The 22,001-nt window shown below is 61.2% G+C and carries 17 protein-coding genes; 11 read left to right on the forward strand and 6 right to left on the reverse strand.

Annotated features, from left to right (window positions below):
- The first annotated feature begins 6 nt into the window (after positions 1-6).
- Genes GC131_03200 through GC131_03210 form a run of 3 tightly spaced genes read left to right on the forward strand, consistent with a single transcriptional unit; the run spans position 7 to position 5,805 of the window.
- Complete coding sequence (locus GC131_03200) at positions 7-2,343, forward strand: 3-hydroxyacyl-CoA dehydrogenase (protein MBI1273075.1); 2,337 nt, start codon at positions 7-9, stop codon at positions 2,341-2,343.
- 9 nt (positions 2,344-2,352) lie between these two features.
- Positions 2,353-4,146 carry an acyl-CoA dehydrogenase gene (locus tag GC131_03205; GenBank protein MBI1273076.1) on the forward strand — a complete coding sequence of 598 codons (1,794 nt, stop codon included), beginning with the start codon at positions 2,353-2,355 and terminating at the stop codon, positions 4,144-4,146.
- A gap of 9 nt (positions 4,147-4,155) precedes the next feature.
- Complete coding sequence (locus GC131_03210) at positions 4,156-5,805, forward strand: tetratricopeptide repeat protein (GenBank protein ID MBI1273077.1); 1,650 nt, start codon at positions 4,156-4,158, stop codon at positions 5,803-5,805.
- Positions 5,806-5,807: 2 nt separating this feature from the next.
- Here GC131_03210 and smc read toward each other — a convergent pair whose 3' ends face one another.
- The 3 genes from smc to GC131_03225 form a co-directional block, all read right to left on the reverse strand.
- Entirely contained in the window at positions 5,808-9,302 is a 3,495-nt protein-coding gene (smc, locus tag GC131_03215) for a chromosome segregation protein SMC (GenBank protein MBI1273078.1), read from the reverse strand.
- 33 nt (positions 9,303-9,335) lie between these two features.
- Positions 9,336-10,049: a thioredoxin domain-containing protein gene (locus GC131_03220; protein ID MBI1273079.1), complete on the reverse strand. Its 714-nt coding sequence runs from the start codon at positions 10,047-10,049 to the stop codon at positions 9,336-9,338.
- Positions 10,050-10,132: 83 nt separating this feature from the next.
- A complete protein-coding gene (locus tag GC131_03225) occupies positions 10,133-10,624 on the reverse strand; it encodes a DUF721 domain-containing protein (GenBank protein MBI1273080.1) in 492 nt (163 codons plus the stop codon).
- A gap of 21 nt (positions 10,625-10,645) precedes the next feature.
- On the opposite strand from GC131_03225, the gene mutY reads away from it, so the two are divergent.
- Together mutY and GC131_03235 are read left to right on the forward strand one after the other, a co-directional pair.
- A complete protein-coding gene (mutY, locus tag GC131_03230; GenBank protein ID MBI1273081.1) occupies positions 10,646-11,782 on the forward strand; it encodes an A/G-specific adenine glycosylase in 1,137 nt (378 codons plus the stop codon).
- Complete coding sequence (locus tag GC131_03235; protein MBI1273082.1) at positions 11,760-12,548, forward strand: DUF4852 domain-containing protein; 789 nt, start codon at positions 11,760-11,762, stop codon at positions 12,546-12,548. The genes mutY and GC131_03235 overlap by 23 nt, the downstream gene beginning before the upstream one ends.
- A gap of 9 nt (positions 12,549-12,557) precedes the next feature.
- Here GC131_03235 and GC131_03240 read toward each other — a convergent pair whose 3' ends face one another.
- From GC131_03240 to GC131_03250, 3 genes are all read right to left on the reverse strand, one after another.
- Positions 12,558-13,688, reverse strand: a complete 1,131-nt coding sequence (locus GC131_03240) for a site-specific DNA-methyltransferase (GenBank protein ID MBI1273083.1) — start codon at positions 13,686-13,688, stop codon at positions 12,558-12,560.
- Positions 13,689-13,766: 78 nt separating this feature from the next.
- Complete coding sequence (locus GC131_03245) at positions 13,767-14,387, reverse strand: ribonuclease HII (GenBank protein ID MBI1273084.1); 621 nt, start codon at positions 14,385-14,387, stop codon at positions 13,767-13,769.
- Positions 14,380-15,570: an enoyl-CoA hydratase/isomerase family protein gene (locus GC131_03250; GenBank protein ID MBI1273085.1), complete on the reverse strand. Its 1,191-nt coding sequence runs from the start codon at positions 15,568-15,570 to the stop codon at positions 14,380-14,382. The genes GC131_03245 and GC131_03250 overlap by 8 nt, the downstream gene beginning before the upstream one ends.
- Positions 15,571-15,588: 18 nt before the next feature.
- Here GC131_03250 and hemB point away from each other — a divergent pair, with 18 nt between their 5' ends.
- The 6 genes from hemB to GC131_03280 all read left to right on the forward strand — a co-directional run bounded on the left by hemB (position 15,589) and on the right by GC131_03280 (position 21,992).
- The gene (gene hemB / locus GC131_03255; protein MBI1273086.1) at positions 15,589-16,638 is read left to right on the forward strand and encodes a porphobilinogen synthase; all 1,050 of its coding nucleotides are present in this window, start codon (positions 15,589-15,591) and stop codon (positions 16,636-16,638) included.
- A 196-nt stretch (positions 16,639-16,834) separates the two neighbouring features.
- Positions 16,835-17,407, forward strand: coding sequence for a DUF4167 domain-containing protein (locus GC131_03260; GenBank protein MBI1273087.1), 573 nt, complete (start codon positions 16,835-16,837; stop codon positions 17,405-17,407).
- A gap of 56 nt (positions 17,408-17,463) precedes the next feature.
- Positions 17,464-18,315, forward strand: a complete 852-nt coding sequence (locus tag GC131_03265) for a diaminopimelate epimerase (GenBank protein ID MBI1273088.1) — start codon at positions 17,464-17,466, stop codon at positions 18,313-18,315.
- On the forward strand, positions 18,312-19,556 hold the full coding sequence (gene mtaB / locus GC131_03270; GenBank protein MBI1273089.1) for a tRNA (N(6)-L-threonylcarbamoyladenosine(37)-C(2))-methylthiotransferase MtaB: 1,245 nt from the start codon (positions 18,312-18,314) through the stop codon (positions 19,554-19,556). The genes GC131_03265 and mtaB overlap by 4 nt, the downstream gene beginning before the upstream one ends.
- The gene (gene ftsY / locus GC131_03275) at positions 19,553-20,470 is read left to right on the forward strand and encodes a signal recognition particle-docking protein FtsY (protein MBI1273090.1); all 918 of its coding nucleotides are present in this window, start codon (positions 19,553-19,555) and stop codon (positions 20,468-20,470) included. The genes mtaB and ftsY overlap by 4 nt, the downstream gene beginning before the upstream one ends.
- A 19-nt stretch (positions 20,471-20,489) precedes the next feature.
- Positions 20,490-21,992: an AMP nucleosidase gene (locus GC131_03280; GenBank protein MBI1273091.1), complete on the forward strand. Its 1,503-nt coding sequence runs from the start codon at positions 20,490-20,492 to the stop codon at positions 21,990-21,992.
- Positions 21,993-22,001 lie beyond the last annotated feature (9 nt).

Here is a 22,001-nt window from a genome sequence, read left to right on the forward strand (position 1 = left end):
GCGGCAATGGCGAACGAGATCAAGCAGGTTGCGGTTATCGGTTCGGGCGTGATGGGCAGCCAGATCGCGGCGCATGTCGCCAATGCGGGCATTCCCGTGTTGCTGCTCGATATCGTGCCGAAAGGCGCGGAAGACCGCAGCCAGCTCGCGAAGGGTGCGATCGAAAAGCTGCTGAAGATGGACCCGGCGCCCTTCATGCACAAGAAGAACGCCCGTCTCGTCACCCCCGGCAATATCGAAGACGATTTGCCCAAGCTGAAGGATGTCGATTGGGTGGTCGAAGCGGTGCTGGAAAATCCGCAAATCAAATCCGACCTGTATAAAAAGGTCGATGCAGTGCGCAAGCCGGGTTCAATCGTATCGTCCAACACCTCCACCATTCCGCTTGAAGTGCTGATAAAGGACCAGTCAGCCGCCTTCGCGCGCGATTTCCTGATCACGCATTTCTTCAACCCGCCACGCTACCTGCATCTGCTTGAACTGGTTGTCGGCCAGAAAACCCGCGATGACGCAATTTCCACCATCAGCGCGTTCGTCGATATCCAGCTGGGCAAGGGCGTCGTGCGCTGCAAGGATACGCCCGGTTTCATCGCCAACCGGCTCGGCACCTTTTTCATGCAGACCGCGATCAATGCCACGCTCGATCTCGGCCTTTCGGTGCAGGAAGCGGATGCGGTGTGCAGCCGCCCCATGGGCGTCCCGAAAACCGGCGTGTTCGGTTTGATCGATCTTGTCGGGCTCGATCTCATGCCCTTGATCGCCAAAAGCTTCATGGGCACGCTGCCCGCGGATGACGAATACCGCAAGATTTACCGCGAGCCGGAACTGTTCGGAAAAATGATCGCCGATGGTTATACCGGCCGCAAGGGCAAGGGCGGGTTCTATCGCCTGAACCGCGAGGGCGGTAAAAAGGTCAAGGAAGCGATCGATCTGAAAACCGGCCAATACAGCGAAGCGGGCAAGCCCAAAATCGCCGCGCTGCAGAATGCGGGCAAGGATCTGCGCAAACTTTGCGAAACCGATGACGAACACGGCAAGCTCGCTTGGGCCGTGCTCGGGCAAACGCTTTCCTATGCCGCCTCGCTGGCCGGGCAAATTGCCGACGATATCGTTTCCATCGATAACGCCATGCGCTGGGGTTACAACTGGAAGTTCGGCCCGTTCGAGCTGATCGATCAGCTCGGCACAGCTTGGTTCACCGAACGCCTGAAGAAGGAAGGCCGCCCGGTGCCGCCGCTGCTTGAAGCCGCGAAGGGCCGCCCGTTCTACCGTATCGAAGGCAGGGCGTGCGAATACCTGACGTTGCAGGGCACTTACGCACCCGTTACGCGGCCCGAAGGCGTGCTGCTGCTGGCCGATATCAAGCGCGGCGCGAAGCCGGTATTGAAGAACGGTTCCGCCAGCCTTTGGGATATCGGTGATGGCGTCGCCTGTTTTGAAATCCACACCAAGATGAATTCGTTCGACCCCGATGTGCTCGGGCTCGTGCTCAAATCGGTCGATCTGATTGCGTCCGACCGTTTGCGCTGGAAGGGCATGGTCGTCCATAACGAAGGCGATAATTTCTCCGCCGGCGCCAATCTCGGGCTCGCGTTGTTCGCGCTCAATATCGGCTTGTATCCGGCGATCGATAGTCTTGTTGAACAGGGCCAAAAGGCTTTCCGCGCGTTGCGCTTCGCGCCGTTCCCCAGTGTGGGCGCGCCGTTCAACCTCGCGCTCGGCGGCGGGTGCGAAGTTAATCTCGGCTGCAGCGCCGTGCAGGCGCATGCCGAACTTTACATGGGCCTTGTCGAGGTCGGCGTCGGTATCGTTCCCGGCTGGGGCGGCTGCGCGCAAATGCTGATGCGCGCCTTCAGCAGCAAGAAGCGTTTCGGCGGCCCGATGCCGCCGCTGGCGCAGGTGTTTGAAACCGTCGGCACGGCCAAGGTTTCGCGCTCCGCCGCCGAAGCGAAGGATTTGATGTATCTGCGCAAATCCGATGGCATTACCATGAACCGTGATAGGCTTTTGTTCGATGCCAAGCAAAAGGTTTTGGCGCTGGCGCCGGGCTACAAGCCGCCGGAAGAAATGAAATTCAGGTTGCCGGGCAAGGCCGGGCGCGCCGCGCTTTCGCTCGTGCTACAAGGCATGCGGCTTGCGGGCAAGGTGACGCCGCACGATATGGTTGTCAGCTCTGCGCTCGGCAATGTGCTCACGGGCGGCGATACCGATATCACGGCAGAATTGACCGAAGCCGATATCCTCGCGCTTGAGCGCAGCGAATTCATGAAACTGGTGAAAACGCCCGGCACGCTGGCGCGGATCGAGCATATGCTCGGCACCGGCAAGCCGCTAAGGAATTAGGGGGAAGCGATGCCGATATACAAAGCCCCGCACGCGGATATCAATTTCGTCCTGAACGATCTGTTGGGTATCGAAGGCCTTTCGAAGCTCCCGGGGTATGAGGAAGCGACGCCGGAGATGTTCGAAACCGTGCTCGAAGCCGCGGGGCAGGTGTGCGAAGAAGTATTGCAGCCGCTGAACCAGAGCGGCGATCTGGAAGGCTGCGTCTATGAAAACGGCGTGGTGCGCACGCCCAAGGGCTTTCCCGAAGCCTATAAGACGTTCTGCGAAAGCGGCTGGCCCGGCCTTTCCTGCGATCCGGCTTATGGCGGGCAAGGCTTGCCTTTGCTGCTTAACTTCGTGATCGATGAAATGGTTTGTTCGGCCAACATGTCGTTCGGCATGTATCCAGGCCTCAGCCACGGCGCATATAATGCGATCCACACGCATGGCGGTGACGAACTGAAACAGCGCTATCTGCCGAAAATGGTCACGGGCGAATGGACCGGCACGATGTGTCTGACCGAACCGCATTGCGGCACCGATCTTGGCCTTATTCGCACTAAGGCGGAACCGAATACCGATGGCAGTTTCAAGATCAGCGGCACCAAGATATTCATTTCAGCGGGTGAGCACGATCTGGCCGATAACATCATCCATCTCGTGCTCGCCAAGCTGCCCGATGCCTTGCCGGGCATCAAGGGCATCAGCCTGTTTCTTGTGCCGAAATTCCTCCCCAAAGAAGATGGCACGGCCGGCCCGCGTAACGGCGTTGCATGCGGGCGGATCGAACACAAAATGGGCATCAAGGCTTCATCCACCTGCGTCATGAATTTCGAAAACGCGACCGGCTGGCTGGTCGGTAAGCCTAACAGCGGCATGAAGGCCATGTTCACGATGATGAACGAAGCGCGCCTTGCGGTCGGGCTTCAGGGTCTTGGCCTTGCCGAGGTCAGCTACCAGAACGCCGTGCAATACGCGCATGACAGATTGCAGGGCCGCGGGCTCAAAGGCCCCGTGTACCCGGATAAACCGGCGGACCCGTTGATCGTGCACCCGGATATCCGCAAAAACCTTTTGACCATGCGCGCCTATGTTGAAGGTTGCCGCGCGCTGGCCTACTGGATCGGCTATCAGCTCGATATCGCCGCCAAGCACGGCGATGCGCAAGCCCGGCAGGATGCCGAAGATCTGGTGGCGCTGCTGACGCCGATTATCAAATCCTTTCTCACCGATGTTGGTTTCGATGTCGCCAATATCGGCGTGCAAATCTATGGCGGCCATGGCTATTGCCACGATTTTGGCATGGAACAATTCGTGCGCGATGCGCGTATCACGCAAATCTATGAAGGCGCCAACGGCATTCAGGCACTCGATCTCGTCGGCCGCAAGATGGGCGATAATTACGGCCGCCTGATGCGCCGTTTCTTCCACCCCGTTTTGGCCTTCATCGAAGCGGAAAAAGAAAACCCGGCGCTGGCCGAATTGCTGCCCCTGTTCATGAGCGGCTTTGGCAAGTTGCAGATGTCTTCGCTCACGGTTGCCACGCGCGGCTTCGTGAACCCGGAGGAAGCGGGCGCGGCTGCCAGCGATTACCTGAAGCTGTTCGCGCTCGTGGCGGTCGGGTACATGTGGCTCAAGATGGCGGCGGTGGCGGCGGCAAAGCTGCCGCAGGCGGAAGGCGCGCAAAAGGCGTTTTATGAAACCAAAATCAAGACCGCGCGCTATTATGTTCTGAAACTGATGCCGCAGGTCAATGCGCTTAACCTCGCTATTATGTCTGGCGCGAAACCGATTATGGACGTGCCGGCCGAGGCGTTCTAGTCTTTGGCCATGGCAAAGCCCCGGCAACAGCAGCCCAAGCAACCTGTGCGCGATCTCGGCCTCGATGGCATGGCGGCGCATCAGCGCGGCGATCTGGCGAAGGCCGAAGAATTTTATATCAAGGCCCTGACGCTTAACCCCCGCACGCTGACGGCGCTGAACGGGCTCGGCGTTCTGCGCGCAAGCGAAAAGAAATTTTCCGAAGCGGCCGATTTGTTCCGCCGTGCGCACGCGGTCGATGCCAACGTGCCGGAATTCCGCCAAAACCTCGGCAGCGCATGCTTCGAACATGCCCGCCTGTGCGAACGCGAGGAAAAGAAGGAAGAGGCGATAAAATATTACTGGGAGGCGCTTGCGCATATGCAAGGCCATGTCGAAAGCCTGACCAATCTTGGCGAACTTTTGCGCGACAAGCGCGAATTGCCGGAAGCGGAAAAGTTGCTCGAAGAAGCCTTGCGGCAAAGGCCGGATCATTACGGCGTGGTCAACAACATGGGCATGTTGCGGCAAACGCAAAACCGCTTGCCCGAAGCGGCCGATTTGTTTCGCCGCGTTGCCGCTCTCAATCCCGGTTTCGTGAAGGGGCACGGCAACCTTGGTGTCGTGCTTCAGGATATGGAAGATTTTGAAGGCGCGATCGCGGCCTATGATGCCGCGCTCAAGCTTGATCCCGGCGATCTGCTCACGCTCTATAACCGCGCCCTGTGCTTGCTAACATTCGGCAGGCTGGCGGAAGGGTGGGATACCTGGATCGCGCGCCACAAGCTGAAGAACAAGCGCAACTTCCCGCAACCCTTGTGGGATGGAACGCCGCTCAAGGGCAAGCGGGTCGTGCTGTGGGGCGATCAGGGTATCGGCGAGGATATTATTACCTTCAGCACGATCGACGATCTGCTCGCGCAGGGCGCGCAGGTGATGGCGGAAATGTCCGAACGGCTTATTCCCATATGCAAACGCAGCTATCCGCAGGTCGATTGCGTGGTCAAACCGCCGATGCCGGACCCGGAGCATATCCGCGACGATCTGACAGATAAGCGCGCGCTCGATCCCGCGATCGATTTTCAGTGCCCGACCTTCTGGCCCGCGATCCACCTGCGCCGCAGCTTCGATGCGTTTCCCGTATCGCGCCGCGCGTTCCTGAAGGCGGATGCGGAAAAAACAGCTTCCATCCGCGCACGTTATGAAGCCTTGGGCAAAAAGCGCATCATTGGCATCGCGTGGCGTTCGGGGGCAAAGCTGGGCAAATACAAAAGCAGCCCGCTGGCCGAATGGCTGCCGCTTTTGCAAACGCCGGATACCGCCTTTATCGATCTGCAATACGGCGATACGGCGGCCGAGCGCGCAGCCTTCGCCGCCGCCCATTCCGGCATCACCCTGTTTCACGATGATGCGGTTGATCAGGCAAGGAACCTCGATGATTTTGCGGCGCAGATCATGGCATGCGATTGCATCGTTTCCATCAGCAACACGACTGTGCATATGGCCGGCGCGCTGGGGAAGGAATGCCACCTGATGCTGCCGCGCGGGCTTGGATCGCTATGGTACTGGTTCCGCGACCGCGCCGATAACCCGTGGTACCCATGCATCAAAATTTATCGCCAATCGGCGGTGGGGAATTGGGGTGATGTGGTTGCGGACGTGGCGAAGGCGCTGGGCTAGCTTTATTCCGCCGCGACCAGATCGTCGATATTTTCCGGCACTTCGCCGTCCCTGATCGCCTCGGCCTGGCTGAGATTGACGGACACGAGCTGCGAAACACCCTTTTCCATCATCGTCACGCCGAACAGGCGGTCCATCCGCGCCATAGTCAGGCGTTGATGGGTGATGATGAGGAAGCGGGTTTTGGTTTCGGTCGCGACCTCGCGCACCAGTTTGCAGAACCGGTCCACGTTGCTTTCATCCAGCGCGGCTTCGGCTTCGTCGAGCACGCAGATGGGCGAAGGGTTGGTCTGGAACACCGCGAACAGCAACGCGAGCGCAGTCAGCGTGCGTTCGCCGCCCGAAAGCAGGGATAGCACCTGCACCTTTTTGCCCGGCGGCGCGGCAAAAATTTCAAGCCCCGCATTCAGCGGGTCTTCATCGTCGATCAGCTCCAGATGCGCCCGCCCGCCCGCGAACAGGCGCTGGAACAGGGCCTGGAACTTCTCGTTCACGGAAACGAACGCATTTTGCAGCCGTTCGCGCGCTTCCTTGTTGAGCTGGCTGATGCCCTGCCGCAGCTTGGCGATAGCGGCCACCAGATCGTCCTTTTCCGCCTGCAGGCGGTCAATTTCGCCCTGCACGGTGTCCGATTCCACCTCGGCGCGCAGGTTCACGGGGCCCATATTGTCGCGTTCGCGCAAATGGCGTGCCAGCTTGTCTTCCAGATCGCGCATATCCGGCGCGGTTTCGCCTTCCGCCAGCTCGGCTACCTGCAAAAGCTGGTCTGCCGTGCAATCCAGCTTTTCGGTGATGCGTTCCTGCAGGTCCTTCAGATGTTCTTCGGCTGCCTGCACGCCGGCTTCATAGCGCACGCGGTTTTCACGCGCGCCCGCCAAGGCGGCTTCGTCGCGCTTCAGCTTCTGTTCCACCTCGGCCAGCGCGGTTTCCGCCGTCATCAGCTTTTCCGCCGCCGCGCCGCGCAGTGTTTCGGCTTCGCCCAGCTGATCGAGCAAGGCGCTGCGTTCGCTTGCGATTGCCGCCGGGCGCTGGCGCAACCCGATAAGGCTTTCTTCAAGTTCCATGATGCGCGTCGCCAGCTCATCCAGCTTCGCGAACGCTGTTTGCGAACGCTGCTGCCACGATGCGGTCTCGCTTGTTACGGTCTCTGCACGTTCGCGCAAGGCGGTCAGTTCGTGCGTGATGCGGTCGAGCTCGCTGCGGCTGATGGTTTGCCTGGCGCGTTTTTCCGTCAGCGCTGCGCGCTGCCTGTCGATCTCGGGGCGGCGGGTTTCAACCGCGCGGGCAATTTCAAGCTCGCGCGCCGCGCCTTCCATACGCTCCGTGACATGACCGAGATCGTGGTTGGCGTGCAAAAGCGCATCTTCCAGCGCGGCCAGCTTTGAATTGGCGGCTGCGGCGGCTTCGGCCTTTTCGCTATAGTTGCGGCGGGCATCATTCAACGCGGCAAAAGACTGCTGCATCGCTTGCCGGGTGGTTTCGACTTCGCGCCGGTATTCGCCAAGCGTGCTTTCCGCCATTTCAAGCGCTTCGCGCGCGCCGCTCGCGGCGGCCTCGGCTTCGGCGATGTCGCCTTCCAGCGCCGCCAGCCGGTTGCGCTGCTTCAGGCGCACGGCGTATGCGGTGGGGGTTTCGGGGGTGACGGTGTAACCATCCCAGCGCCAGGCCCAGCCTTCGCGGCTAACCAGAATTTGCCCCGGCTTCAGCTGCGCCGCGAGCGCATCGCCCTGTTCGGTGCCGTTCACGAGCCCGATTTGCGACAGACTGCGCGCCAGCGCTTCCGGCGCGGTGATCTGGGCCGCAAGCGGAGCTGCGCCCGCCGGCAGCGGCTGCGGGTTGTCATAGGCAGGAAGATCGCGCCAGTGCGCCGCCTTGTGCGCGCCAACGGGCGCCGTCAACGCTTCGCCAAGTGCGCTGGCCAGCGCGGCTTCGAAGCCGGGCGCAACGTTAATGACATCGATCAGCTTCTCGCCGTCCTGGTCGGTATCGGCCAAAAGGGTTTTGATCGCGCCCGCCTCGGCCTGCAGCTTGGTGATGTGGGCATCGGCCGCCCGCGCGCCTTGCTGTGCCGTTTCAAGCGTTTGTTCCGCCTGTTTGCGGAAAGTTTCGGCCCTTTCGTTCGCCGCCTGCCGCTTGGTGAAATCGGCCTCGGTCGCTGCCAGCATGGATTGCGCCAGCGCCAGTTCGGGCCGCGCGCCGCTTTCGGCCGCGAGCACGTCGCGCTGCTGTTCCAGTTCGGTGCGGCGTTGTTGCAAGGTCTTTTGCTGGCCGGTCAGCTGTTCGATTTCGCGTGTCAGCGTGGTGCGGCGCGCCTCGGCGTTCGCAACTTCCTCGGTCAGCCGGTCGAGCGCGTCCTGAAGCGCCGCAACCTCGCCGTCAATCGTTTCCAGCGAAGCCGCGAGCGAAGGCTGCAGCGCCGTCAGCGTGCCCAGTTTCTTTTCAAGCTGCTCGCCCTCCCGCTGCAGCCGCTCGGTCGCGGCATCGGCATCGCTGCGCAATCCCTGTTCACGGGCGTGGTCCTGCTGCGCCTCGGTCAGGCGCTGTTCCTGCGTCGCGGTATCGTCGGCAAGGCGCTTGGCCTCGCTTTCAAGCTGTTCGCGCTTCAGCGTCAGCCGCTGCACGACGGCGGCGGCGGCGGCTTCGGCCTGCCGCAAACCCGGCAGCCCGGCGGCGGCTTCGGTGCGGTCCGTATTGCCGCGCGTCACGACGGCAAGGAATTCGTTGGCGGCCTGCTCGGCCTGCTGCAGCGCGGCGCGGTTTTGTTCAAGCTGTTCTTGCCCGGCGGTCCAACGCAGATGCATCAAGGCCGCTTCGGTGCGGCGGATATGTTCGGCAAGGTTGCGGTAGCGCGAAGCCTGCCGCACCTGTTGCTTCAGCCCGCGCAACTGGGTATCGAGCGCGGCAAGCACGTCATCGACGCGCGTAAGGTTTTGTTCGGCGCCCTTGAGCTTCAATTCGGCTTCGTGCCTGCGGGCCTGCAACCCGGCGGTGCCCGAAGCTTCTTCAAGAATCTGGCGGCGGTCCTGGGGTTTGGCGCGGATCAGCGCATCGATCTGGCCCTGTCCGACAAGGCTGGTGGAATGCGCGCCCGTCGCCTGATCGGCGAACAGAAGCTGAATGTCGCGCTGCCGCACCGGGCGGCCATTGACGCGGTATTCCGAACCCGCTTCGCGTTCGATCTTGCGGGTGACCACAAGCTCGTCCGTATCGTTGAATTCGGCGGTCGCGCTGCGCTGCGTGTTGTCGAGGCTGAGCGAAACTTCACCAAGGTTGCGCGCCGGGCGCGTGGCCGTACCGCCGAAGATTACATCATCCATGCCGCTGCCGCGCATGCGCTTGGGGGATGTTTCGCCCATGACCCAGCGCAAAGCTTCGACAAGGTTGGATTTGCCGCAGCCGTTGGGGCCGACGATTCCGGTCAACCCGTTGTCGATCAGCAGATCGGTCGGCTCGACGAAGGATTTGAAGCCGTGCAGATGGAGTTTTGAAAAATGCAGCGCCATGACAATAACCTTTGTTTCCCTGTTATGTTACTTGGTCAATTTGTTGATTTCTTCGGCAAATGCCTCGATCGGCATCGCGCCCTGAACACGCCCGGTGCCGTCGTTTAAAATGAAGGTCGGCGTGGCGGTTACTTCGAATTCCTGCTGGGCTTTAAGCCGGATGTTGCTGATACCTTCCTGCAGCGCCGCATCGTTGGCGCAGGCGCGCGCCGATTCCTCGCTCAGCCCGCCAAGCTTCGCATAACGCACAATGCTGTCAAGCGGGTCGGGCAGGGTGCTCCATTGCTCCTGTCCCTTCATCAAGATGCTGATGAAGGCATAGAACCGTTCCGGCGGCATGCAACGCGCGACCGCGGAAGCCTGCAACGAGGTGCCATCCAGCGGAAAATCGCGGAAGATGAACTTGACCTTGCCGGTATCGATGTAATCTTCCTTCAGCTTGTCGAAAATTTCCTTATGGAAATGCGAACAATGGCTGCAGGTCAGCGAAGCGTATTCGATGATCGTCACCGGCGCATCGGCGCTGCCAAGTATGCGGTCAGCCAGGCGCGCGTCGCCGCTCGTTTCGGCGGTCGTGGTTTCCGGCGCGGTTTCTGCGGGCGCGGCGGTGTCGGCGGCTACGGCTTCGCCGGCCGTTTTTCCGTCTTCCTGTGCCTGCGTGCTGCCGGTGAAGTAAAAAGCCCCGCCTACGGCCAAAGCCAGTGCTACCAGCGCACCTATAACCCATTGATGCATATTCATTTATCCATTTTGATTCGCAGAATCACAGTTTATCTGAAAGCAGCGCGCGGCCACAAGCGCCGCGTGCGATAAAAATTCCGGCGTTAACCTTGTTTTTTTGCCTGCATTGCAACGGCTTGGCCAAATGCTGCGGCGGCTTCGCGCAGCGCCGGGTCGGCTATGGCAGCGGCGGCCTGTTCGATCCGCTCTATTTCCTGCGCATCCAATGCTGCTTCCGGCTGTGCTTGTTCCGGCGGTTTTGCCGGCTTGTTGTCGTGCTCCAGCACAATGCGGGTGATGGCGTCATAGCCGAAAAAGCCGTTCACGCGCGCCTGCACCTGATGCAGCTTGTATTGCATTTCCATAGCCAGCCCGCGCGGCAACTTTATATGCAGCGTGCCGTTTTCGCGCTTGTTGCGCGGCCCCGGCGTTCCGCCTGCCAGCACGATTTTCACGGGCATGGTGTGCGCCGCCAGCTCCTGCCCGACGATATCGCGCCAGTTATCGAGCAAGGTGGCGTAAAGCGACCAATCCCGGCCGATCACCTGTCCGGCGACCTGGTTGACGGCGTTCTTGAGCTGGCGTGGCTGCGACATCGCGCTATACTAAGGCATTCCATGCCCAAAAAGCAGCAAAATAAAGCCAAGCCCGCCCGTGCCCGCCCCGTTCATGCCGGGCCTGCGGCATCTTTGCTGCTTGCCTGGTATGATCGGCACCGGCGGGTGTTGCCGTGGCGTGCGCTGCCGGGGCAAAGGCCGGATCCCTATCGTGTATGGCTGGCTGAAATTATGCTCCAGCAAACCACCGTCGCGGCTGTCGGGCCCTATTACGAAAAATTCCTGCAGCGCTGGCCTACGGTGGGCGCGCTTGCGCGCGCGAAGCTGGACGATGTGATGCATGCGTGGGCCGGGCTCGGTTATTACCGCCGCGCGCGGCTGCTGCATGCCTGTGCCCGCGCTGTCGTTGCCGATCATGGCGGGCAATTCCCGTCCGATGAAGCGGCGCTGCGCGCGCTGCCGGGCATCGGCGCTTATACGGCGGCGGCGGTGACCGCAATCGCGTTCGGCCGGCGCGCCAATGTGGTCGATGGCAATGTCGAGCGCGTGATGGCCCGTTTGTTCGCCGTAAAAAAACCGCTGACGGAATCCAAACGGCTCTTGCGCGCGCATGCGGAAAAACTTTTGCCCGCGTCGCGCTTCGGCGATTATGCGCAGGCGCTGATGGATCTGGGCGCGACGGTGTGCACGCCGGGCAAGCCGCGTTGCTATCTTTGCCCGCTGCAAGGCGCTTGCGTTGCCTTTGCGCGCGGCATCGCCGCCGCATTGCCTGCGCGCGCCGTGAAAAAGGCCAAGCCGCTGCGGCAAACCACGGCTTACTGGCTGGTCAATCAGCGCGGCGAAGTGTTGTTGCGCCGCCGTCCGCCCGAAGGCTTGCTCGGCGGCATGGTCGAGGTGCCGTCGGCGCCGTGGCGAGAACGCGGCGAAAAGCAGCCGGTTCGGTTAAAAAAGAATAAAGACGGGGCAGAAAAAACCCATGCGCCCGCACGTACGCGCTGGAAAATGCTTGCGGGCGACGTGCGCCACAGTTTTACCCATTTTGACCTTCATATTAGGGTTGCGGTAGGTAAGATAAGGTCAAGCCGTGCCGGCGGTTCCATACAAGGCTTCTGGGTCAAGCGCGGCGCGGTGGAAGATCAGGGCCTGCCAAGCGTGATGCGCAAAATCGCGCGCCATGCCCTGGCGGCATCGGGTTAATCGGTCGGGACAACCAAGCGGGGACATCACATCCGTGCAAGCCATGCGTCAATGCCTCTCCGGTTTTATGCTCTGGCTGCTTGCGGCGTGTATAGCGTTGCCCGCACAGGCGAGCGATGAATACGCCCCCGCGACGCCCACCACCATCATGCAGGTGCTGATCCGCTTCGGCGCGCTTAACCCCGCCGACGACCGCGTGATCGACGAATACGGCAAGTTCAAGGAATGCGAACTCTATCAGGCTTTCCACGACAACGATTTTAAGTGGGAAAAGATCCGCAGCGGCTTGCGCAAGGAAATTGAAAAAAACCTTGCCCGCTTTCCGACCGGCTTTTTTGTGCGCGGCCGCCTCTATCTCGATCGCTACGATTTCGACCGCAAGATGTATAAGCTGGGGATCGATACCGGCATCCAGAACGTCAATATTCTCAATCTCGCGCGCGTGGAATTCAACGATTGCGGCGATCCGGCATCGCGCTTCGTGCCGCGCGCGTTTCAGGCCGCGCTCGACCGGCCCGTGACGGTCGAGGGGCTATATATCCCCGAAGAGGAAGCCAAGGCCCTTCTGGCCCGCATGACGGAAGCGGGCAACCTGACGCGGGAAATTTGGGTCAGGTTCAACATGCATGTCACGTTCGTCGAACAGCTCAACATGGATGACAAAATGCTGCAAAAGAACCTGTCGCGCATGGATGCGCGGCTCGAGAATATCGAATTTTATGAAGACAAGGATATGACGAAGCTTATCTATACTTTTGAGCCCTGATCGCCCTGATCAGTTGGTGCCGTACAGCTCGGCGCGTATGCGTTGGCGCAGAATGTCGATGGGAACAAGCTTCCCTTGCTGGCTGAAATACCAGAAGGTCCAGCCGTTGCAGGCGGGCAATCCCTGCACCTCGGCGCCCACGCGGTGGATCGAACCGCGATGGTTGCCGTTGCGGCTCGATGCCACCAGCGTTGCATCGGCCTTTACATGCGCCTGATGGCGGCGGCGGTTGTCGAACAATTTGTCGCCCGGTTTCAAAAGCCCGCGTTCCAGCACGGTGCCGAAGGGGACGCGGGGTTCTTCGCGCTTCGAAGGCGTAATCAGCAATTCCGGCTTTTCTACCGGCGTAATGCCGCGCAAGCGCGCTTCGGCGTGGCGGATATAGGTTTTATCCTGTTCGCAGCCGATGAAATGGCGGCCGAGCAGCTTGGCGACCGCGCCCGTTGTGCCGGTGCCGAAAAACGGATCGAGGATCACGTCGCCCGGCTTGGTGGATGAAAGAATCACGCGATAAAGCAACGCTTCGGGCTTCTGGGTCGGGTGCGCCTTGGCGCCGTCCGCGCCCTTCAGCCGCTCGCCGCCGCTGCAAATCGGCAAAAGCCAGTCGCTGCGCATCTGGGTTTCGTCGTTCAGGTTTTTCATCGCTTCGTAATTGAAGGTCGGCTTGCTTTCCTGGCTGCGCGCGGCCCAGATCAGCGTTTCGTGGGCGTTGGTGAAGCGCTTGCCGCGGAAGTTGGGCATCGGGTTGGTTTTGCGCCAGACGATATCGTTCAGCATCCAGAAGCCAAGGTCTTGCAAAATGCTGCCGACGCGGAAAATATTGTGATAGCTGCCGATCACCCAAAGCGCGCCGTCGGGCTTCAGCACGCGGCGGGCGGCGGTCAGCCATGCGCGGGTGAATTCGTCATAGGCGGTCAGATCGGCGAACTTGTCCCACGCATCGTCAACGCCATCGACCAGCGTGTTGTTGGGGCGGTGCAGATCGCCCGCAAGCTGCAGGTTATAGGGCGGGTCGGCGAAAACGGCATCGACCGAGCCTTCGGGCAGGCTGTTCATATGCGCAATGCAATCGCCCGTCAGAATCTTGTCGATCGGCAGGGCGGCGGGCGCGGTTCGGGCGGCTTTGGCTTTTTTGCTCATGAGAATACCTTGTTGAACTTCCAAGTTATCCACAGGAGCGTAATTTACAAGCTAAATCTTTAAAAAGAGTCTTATGAATCAGCCTCTTGCTTTAATTAGTTCATAGACTGGTGCAAAAGAGTCACGATGCCAGGGGGTGGGGCCCAATCGTTGCAATGCCGCAATATGTTCCGTGGTGCCATAGCCGGCATTGCGTTCCCAGCCATAGCCCGGGTGTTTTTGGGCCAATTTCGTCATGAACCGGTCGCGGCTGACCTTGGCGATGATCGATGCGGCGGCGATGGAAAGGCTTTTGCCGTCCCCCTTAACGATTGCCTGCGCAGGGCAGGGAAGCTTGGGGCAGCGGTTGCCGTCAATCAGTGCCATGGCGGGCGGGCGGGCCAGCGCGGCCACGGCACGCTGCATCGCCAGCATGCTGGCCCACAGGATGTTCAGCTCCGCTATCTCCGCCACGCTGGCCTCCGCCACCGCATGGGTGCAATGGCTGGTTAGTTCATCGAAGATCGCTTCGCGCTGCCGTGCGGTCATCTTTTTGCTGTCCGTGATTTTTGCGGCCAGCGCGGGTGGAAAATCGCCCGGCAAGATAGCCGCCGCCGCCAGCACCGGCCCGGCCAGCGGCCCGCGCCCGACTTCGTCCACGCCGCAAACAATCTTTCCGGCATCGCGCCCCGCCGCAATCTCGAAGGAAAAGTCAGGCATGGTCAAGCTCCGCCGGCAATTCCAGCGCGCCGTTCGGCGTATCCCATCGCGGGTCGAAATGGCGGTCAACGATATCCTGCGTCACGTCAGGCACGGTGGCGGGTTGCCATTTCGGCTTGCGGTCCTTATCGACCAGCACGGCGCGCACGCCTTCGAAGAAATCATGGTCCGCCAGCCGCGCCTGTCCCAACCTGTATTCACGTTTCAGGCAATCGTTGAAGGAAAGCGCCTTCGCTTCGTTGATCTGGCGCAGCACAACTTTCAGGCTGGCGGGCGACATGCGCGCGAGCAGCGCAAGCTGTTCCTGTCCCCATGCGCCGTGGCGGGCAAGCCGTTCCATAATGGCTTCCACCGTCGGCTGGCTGAAGGCATCATCGACCATCGCGCGCACGGCCTCATACGGCGCAAGGCCCGGCGGCGCGCCGTAGGTACGCAAAAGCGTATCGATCGTACCCGGCGCGTCTTTATACAGGTCGGCCGCCGCAAGGTCTGCGATCAGCGCGGCTTTTTGCGCAGCGGGCACAATGTGTGACGCGATCCCGAGTTGTGCGCAATCGCCCGCTCCAAGGCGCGCGCCTGTCAACGCAAGCCAGATACCTGCGTGGCCGGGCAGGCGGGAAAGCACATAGCTTGCGCCGATATCAGGCACGAAGCCGATTGCGGTTTCCGGCATCGCCCATTGCGTATTTTCAGTGGCGACGCAGAAGCTGCTATGGACCGAAATGCCGACACCGCCGCCGAACGTCATGCCATCGATAATCGCGACCACGGGCTTGGGGTAGAAGCGTATTTTGTGGTTGAGCTGGTATTCGGTCCGGAAATAGGTGGCGGTGTAATAATCGTTGGTGTCGCGGTTTTCGGGGTATTGCGTGCGCAGCTCCCACAGCGCGCGCACATCGCCCCCCGCACAATAGGCGCGGCCTTCCTTGTGATGGATCACAACCGCGCATACTTCGTCATGCATGCGCCATGCGTCCAGCGCCGATGTGATCTGTTCGATCATCACGGTATCCAGTGCGTTGAGCGCGCCGGGCCGGTTGAGCGTGATGAGGCCAATCCGGCCCTTGATTTCGCTGATGATGGGAAGGGGGTTGGTCATGCCTGCGCCGCTTGTTGCGCCGCCCATTGTGCCGATAATCTGCCTGCTTGCAACTGCCTGGCGGCGGGTGCATTTTGTCTGCATTGCCGCCGGGGCGTGGATATGGGGTCGCCTATGAACAAGGCCATTGTGAAACCAGTTATCAAACAAAACGAACAACAGGCGCCGGGTTTTCCGCGCACGCGCATGCGCCGCAACCGCACCGATGCGTGGGTGCGCCGGCTGGTCGCGGAAAACAGCCTTTCCGCCGCCGATCTTGTCTGGCCGGTTTTTGTGATCGAAGGGAAGGGCGAAAAGCGCCCGATCGCTTCCATGCCCGGGGTCGAACGCTATACGGTCGATTTGCTGGGCGCGCAAATAAAGCGCGCGGCCGATCTGGGCATCGGCGCGGTCGCGCTTTTCCCGGCGCTCGATGAAGACCGCAAGGATGCGGAAGGGCGCGAAGCGCTCAACCCGGAAAATGTCGTGTGCCGTGCGATCCGCGCCGCGAAGGAAGCCGTGCCGGATATGGGCGTGTTCTGCGACGTCGCGCTCGATCCCTTCACGACCCACGCGCATGACGGTTTATTGGTGGATGGCAGGGTGCCGAACGACGAAACGGTCGAAATACTGTGCAGGCAAGCGGTCGTGCAGGCGCAGGCGGGCTGCGATATCATCGCGCCGTCCGATATGATGGACGGGCGCATCGGCGCGGTGCGCGATGCGCTTGATGCGTCGGGTTTCGGAGACGTAAAAATTTCATCCTACGCTGCCAAATACGCTTCCGGTTTTTACGGGCCCTTCCGTGATGCGTTGAACAACAACGGCAAGCTGGTGGGCGACAAGAAAACCTATCAAATGGACCCGGCGAACGGCGACGAGGCTTTGCGCGAAGTCGCGCTCGATATCGCCGAAGGTGCCGACATGCTGATCGTCAAGCCGGGCTTGCCCTATCTCGATATCGTGCGGCGGGTGAAGGAAGCCTTCGCGATGCCGACATTCGTTTACCATGTCAGCGGCGAATACGCGATGCTGAAGGCTGCGGCGCAGAACGGCTGGCTCGATTATGACAGGGTCATGATGGAAACCATGCTGTGCTTCAAGCGGGCCGGGGCCGATGCCATCTGGACCTATGCGGCGCTAGAAGCGGCGGAAATACTGCGTAAAAGCTAGGAAAAAATAATTCTTGGCATTGGCCGCATGTCCGCCTATTCTCGCCGCACTTGCGATGCCAAAGTCATGAATCGGCGGGCATCGAAACGTGGATGTATCGCACTGAAAACCCCGCGAAGGACGCGACGGAACAGTGACCCCACGATGAACGGAAAACAAGTTAACCGGAAACGAACAACAGATCGGGATAAAGCGCATGAGACAGGGTCCGAATGGTCGCCGTGGACGCGGCCGTCATAATCATCAATCCGGCGGCGGTAACGGCGGTGGTGGCGGCAACAACAGCAACAGCGGCAACCATGGCGGCAACCGTCCGCGCTCACCCTCTTCCTTGCGTCATCAGACCTTCGACAGCAATGGCCCCGATGTGCGCGTGCGCGGCAATGCTTGGCAGGTCTATGAGAAATATCAGGCGCTCGCCCGCGATGCGGCCTCGGCCAGCGATCGCGTTGCGGCTGAAAACTACCTGCAGCATGCCGAACATTATTACCGCATCATCGAAGCTATCAACGAAGCCACCGCGAACGAACAGCGCGCGCGCGGTCAGCAACCCGATGCCCCGTTCTACCCCTCGCAACAGCAGCAGCAACAGCAGCAACAGCCGGGCGAAGGCGCGCAGCCTGCGGCTGCCAACGGCAAGGCGCAGCCTGAACCGGGCAACGAGGCGCAATCGAACGATAAGCAGCAGGGCGGCGGCAACCCCTTCTTCACGCCGGATGATGCCGAAGATGAAGACGGTGGCCCCACCCAGCTTGTGGCGCGTCGCTAAACTGCGCGTTTCCGCTGCCTGTGGAACTGCCCGGCGGTTTGGCCTATAAAAGCCGTATGGACGTTCATTTCCGGAAAATGCACGGCCTCGGCAATGACTTTGTCATTCTCGATAGCCGCAAAACGGGCTTTGTGCCCGACCTTGCCATGCGACTTCACCTTGCCGAAAGACGGCGCGGCATCGGCTGCGACCAGCTCATCGTCATGCTGCCGCCGCGCACAGCCGGGGCCGATGCTTACATCGCTATCTTTAACGCCGACGGCGGCGAGGAAAATACGTGCGGCAACGCGACGCGCTGCGTCGGGCGCTTGCTGTTCGAGGAAACCGGAAAAGATTCCGCCGTTATCGAAACCGCCGCAGGCCTGCTGCCCGTTCGTCGCGTGAATGATCTGGTCGAGGTTGACCTTGCGACCCCGAAAACCGGCTGGAATGAAATTCCGCTCGCGGTCGAACAGGATACGCAGAAAGTCGATTTCGCAATGCCGCCGCTGACGGATCCGTGCTGCGTCAATGTCGGCAACCCGCATGCCGTGTTTTTTGTGCCCGGGGTCGATGTCATACCGCTTGCCGCGCTCGGCCCGCAGATCGAAACGCACCCGCTGTTTCCCCGCCGCGTGAATGTTGAAATCGCGCAGGTGCTGGGCCCGGAAAAAATCCGCATGCGGGTGTGGGAACGCGGCGTCGGCATTACGATGGCGTGCGGCAGCGGGGCGTGCGCCGTGCTGGTTGCGGCCGTGCGGCGCGGCTTGATTGCGGGGCGCGGCGCTGAAATTCTGCTCGATGGCGGCAGCCTGCGGGTCGAATGGCGGGAAAGCGATAACCGCGTCCTGCTTACCGGCGGCACGGCGCTTGTTTGCAGCGGCGTGATTGCGCCCGAACTGCTGGCGGCAGCGCGGCGGGCGGCATGAGCGCGGAACCTGAAATCGTTACCTTCGGTTGCCGGTTGAATATTCATGAATCGGAAGTCATCCGCATGCATGCGCGCGCGGCGGGCGCGGGCGATGCCGTGATCGTCAACACCTGCGCCGTGACGGCGGAGGCGGAGCGGCAGGCGCGGCAAACCATCCGCAGGCTGCGGCGCGAAAAGCCGGGCGCACGCATTATCGTCACCGGCTGTTCGGCACAGATCGATCCCGCGCGCTATGCGGCGATGGACGAAGTTGATTATGTTGTCGGCAACGATGAAAAATTGCGCCCCGATACCTGGCGTGCGCTGAACGGCGGGAAAATAATCGTCAACGATATCGCGGCGGCGCGTGAAACCGCGGCGCATCTTGTCGGCGTCACCGGTATTCCGCGCGGATTCGTGCAAGTCCAGAACGGCTGCGACCATCGCTGTACCTTTTGCATTATTCCGTTCGGGCGCGGGCCTTCGCGCTCTGTTCCCGTCGGCGCTGTGGTAGAGCAGGCGCGCGCGCTGGTGCGCTCTGGCCATAGTGAAATCGTGCTCACGGGCGTCGATATCGCATCCTACGGGCCCGATTTGCCGGGACGGCCGACGCTGGGACAAATGGTGCGCCGCCTGCTGGCGCTGGTGCCCGAATTGCCGCGCCTGCGGCTTTCCTCGCTCGATCCCGCGGCGATCGATGATGATCTGTGGCGCTTGATTGGTGAAGAGCCGCGTCTGATGCCGCATCTGCATCTTTCTCTGCAAGCGGGCGACGACATGGTTTTGAAACGCATGAAGCGCCGCCACAGCCGCGCCGATGCGGTTGCCTTGTGCGCGCGGGCGCGGGCGTTGCGGCCTGATATTGCCTTCGGCGCCGATTTGATCGCCGGGTTCCCGACCGAAGACGAAGCAATGTTCGCGAACACGCTGCGCGCGGTCGAAGAATGCGGGCTTACATGGCTGCATGTATTTCCCTATTCGCCGCGCCACGGCACGCCGGCGGCGAAGATGCCGCAGGTCGCGCCGGATGTGCGCAAGCGCCGCGCCGCCGCATTGCGCACGCTGGGGGGTGTGATGCAGCGGCGGCACTGTGATGCGCTTGTCGGAACGCGGCAGGAAATTTTCGTCGAACAAGCGGGCATCGGCCGCACCCGCCAGTATGCGGAAGTGCGTTTCGCCGGCACGGCGCAAGCGGGGCAAATCAGAATGGCCGGGATTGTTTCACGTGAAACATCGCACATGGCGGGCAGGCTGGTATGAGCTGGTTCAAGCGCTTGCAGCAGGGTTTGCAGAAAAGTTCCGGCAAGCTGGCGGACGGAATCGGCGGCATTTTCACCAAGCGCAAGCTTGATGCCGCGATACTGGAGGAGCTTGAGGAATTGTTGATTGCCGCCGATCTCGGCCCCGCCGTGGCGGCGCGTCTGGCGGCGGAATTCGGCAAGAACCGTTTTGGCAAAGAAGTGAGCGACCGCGAGGTGCGCGAAGCGCTGGCGGAACAGATCGCCGCCTTGCTCGGTCCCGTCGCGAAGCCGCTTGAGATCGACCGGGGCAAGAAGCCGTTCGTCGTGCTGGTGGTCGGCGTCAATGGCGTTGGCAAGACAACCACCATCGGCAAGCTGGCGCAGCACTATGCGGGGGCGGGCATGAAGGTGATGATGGCGGCGGGCGATACCTTCCGCGCCGCCGCGGTACAGCAGTTGCAGATATGGGGCGAGCGCACAGGCGCGCCGGTTGTCGCGGGCAAAGAAGGCGCGGATGCCGCCGGGCTTGTCTTCACCGCGTTGGAGCGGGCGCGCGATGCGAACACCGATCTTCTGCTGGTCGATACCGCCGGGCGGCTGCACAACAAGGAGCATCTGATGGCCGAGCTGGCCAAGATCGTGCGTGTGATGAAGAAGCTGGATGAAAGCGCGCCGCACGCCACGCTGCTGGTGCTGGACGCCACCACGGGGCAGAACGCGGTGGCACAGGCCGAAACCTTCGACAAGCTGACGCCGGTGACCGGCATGGTTGTGACCAAGCTGGACGGAACGGCCAAAGGCGGGGTATTGATTGCACTCGCGGACCGCTTCAAACTGCCCGTGCATGCCATAGGCGTGGGCGAAGCGGCGGAGGATCTGAAACCCTTCACCGCGCGCGAATTTGCCGCTTCGCTGCTGGCGCTGGACAACTGAAGGACATTACGTGCGCACTATCCGCCCGGACATCACCCGCTTCAAGCCCGAACTGTTCGATAACCCGGACAAGGCCTGCAAGCGGGTGCAGGAAATCTATGCCGAAAACACCAAGCATTTGCGCGAAAGTTTTCAGGCCTATGCCGCGGGCAAGGATATCGGCGGGCATGTCAGCGCCGGTTACCCCTATGTCGCGCTGACGACCGACAAGACCGACCATATCGATACATCGATGCGGTCATACGGTTTTATTTCCGGCCCCGGCCGCTATCGCACGACCCTGACGCGGCCCGATGTGTTCGCGGATTATTACCGCGAGCAGTTCGCGCTTCTGCTTTCCAACCACCGCGTGCCGCTTGAAGTTGGTGTGAGCAACGTGCCGATCCCCGTGCATTTTGCGTTCCCCGACGGCGTACATGTGGAAGGCGACCTGATGCCTGAGCGGATCGAAGCGCTGCGCGACGCCTTCGACCTTCCCGGCCTTGATATGATGAACGATAACATCGCCAACGGCATTTATCAGCAGGATGCCGACGGTTATTACCCGCTTGCGCTGTTCACCGCGCCGCGCGCCGATTATTCGTTGCACCGGCTGCGCCACTATACCGCCACGGGGCCGGAGCATTTCCAGAATTTCGTGATCTTCACCAATTATCAGTTCTATGTCGATGAATTCGTGCGCCATGCGCTCGATACGATGCGCGCGAGCGACGATGTGGAAACGGCCGCGCGGCGCAAGCAGTACAAATGCTTCGTCGAGCCCGGCGGGCACGTTACGTGGAACGCGAACCTGACGCAGGACAAGCCGACGGGCAGCAGGCTCGAACGGCTGCCGCAAATGCCCGCCTATCACCTTGTGTGCGACGACCATTGCGGCATCACGATGATCAATATCGGCGTCGGGCCAAGCAACGCCAAAACGATCACCGACCATGTCGCGGTGCTGCGGCCGCACGCGTGGATTATGCTCGGGCACTGCGCCGGGCTGCGCGACGCGCAAAAGCTTGGGGATTACGTGCTGGCGCACGCTTATGTGCGCGACGACCATATTCTGGACAGCGAACTTCCGGTCTGGGTGCCGTTGCCGGCGCTTGCCGAAATCCAGCGCGCGCTGGAACAGGCGGTTGCGCATGTGACCGGCACCAGCGGCAAGGCGCTGAAATCCGTCATGCGCACCGGCACGGTGGTGACGACCGACAACCGCAACTGGGAATTGCTTGGCTACCAGAAGATGGTCGAACAGTTTTCGCAAAGCCGCGCGATCGCGCTGGATATGGAATCTTCGGTTATCGCCGCGAACGGCTTCCGCTTCCGCGTGCCGTACGGCACGTTGCTGTGCGTTTCCGACAAGCCGATGCATGGCGAAATCAAGCTGCCCGGCATGGCCAACAAATTCTACAAGCAGCAGGTGGACCAGCATTTGCAGATCGGGCTGAAATCGATCGAGCTTCTGCGCGCCGGGGGCCGCGAAGCGCTGCACAGCCGCAAGCTGCGCGGCTTTGTCGAAACCGCGTTCCAATAGGCGGGCGGC

Source organism: Alphaproteobacteria bacterium, from assembly GCA_016124955.1.
Lineage (GTDB): Bacteria > Pseudomonadota > Alphaproteobacteria > UBA9219 > RFNS01 > RI-461.

Coding starts and splice junctions, on each gene's coding strand:
- GC131_03200 (MBI1273075.1), top strand. CDS start 7: ATGGCGAACGAGATCAAGCAGGTTGCGGTTATCGGTTCGGGCGTGATG.
- GC131_03205 (MBI1273076.1), top strand. CDS start 2,353: ATGCCGATATACAAAGCCCCGCACGCGGATATCAATTTCGTCCTGAAC.
- GC131_03210 (MBI1273077.1), top strand. CDS start 4,156: ATGGCAAAGCCCCGGCAACAGCAGCCCAAGCAACCTGTGCGCGATCTC.
- GC131_03220 (MBI1273079.1), bottom strand. CDS start 10,049: ATGAATATGCATCAATGGGTTATAGGTGCGCTGGTAGCACTGGCTTTG.
- GC131_03225 (MBI1273080.1), bottom strand. CDS start 10,624: ATGTCGCAGCCACGCCAGCTCAAGAACGCCGTCAACCAGGTCGCCGGA.
- mutY (MBI1273081.1), top strand. CDS start 10,646: ATGCCCAAAAAGCAGCAAAATAAAGCCAAGCCCGCCCGTGCCCGCCCC.
- GC131_03235 (MBI1273082.1), top strand. CDS start 11,760: ATGCCCTGGCGGCATCGGGTTAATCGGTCGGGACAACCAAGCGGGGAC.
- GC131_03240 (MBI1273083.1), bottom strand. CDS start 13,688: ATGAGCAAAAAAGCCAAAGCCGCCCGAACCGCGCCCGCCGCCCTGCCG.
- GC131_03245 (MBI1273084.1), bottom strand. CDS start 14,387: ATGCCTGACTTTTCCTTCGAGATTGCGGCGGGGCGCGATGCCGGAAAG.
- GC131_03250 (MBI1273085.1), bottom strand. CDS start 15,570: ATGCAGACAAAATGCACCCGCCGCCAGGCAGTTGCAAGCAGGCAGATT.
- hemB (MBI1273086.1), top strand. CDS start 15,589: ATGGGGTCGCCTATGAACAAGGCCATTGTGAAACCAGTTATCAAACAA.
- GC131_03260 (MBI1273087.1), top strand. CDS start 16,835: ATGAGACAGGGTCCGAATGGTCGCCGTGGACGCGGCCGTCATAATCAT.
- GC131_03265 (MBI1273088.1), top strand. CDS start 17,464: ATGGACGTTCATTTCCGGAAAATGCACGGCCTCGGCAATGACTTTGTC.
- mtaB (MBI1273089.1), top strand. CDS start 18,312: ATGAGCGCGGAACCTGAAATCGTTACCTTCGGTTGCCGGTTGAATATT.
- ftsY (MBI1273090.1), top strand. CDS start 19,553: ATGAGCTGGTTCAAGCGCTTGCAGCAGGGTTTGCAGAAAAGTTCCGGC.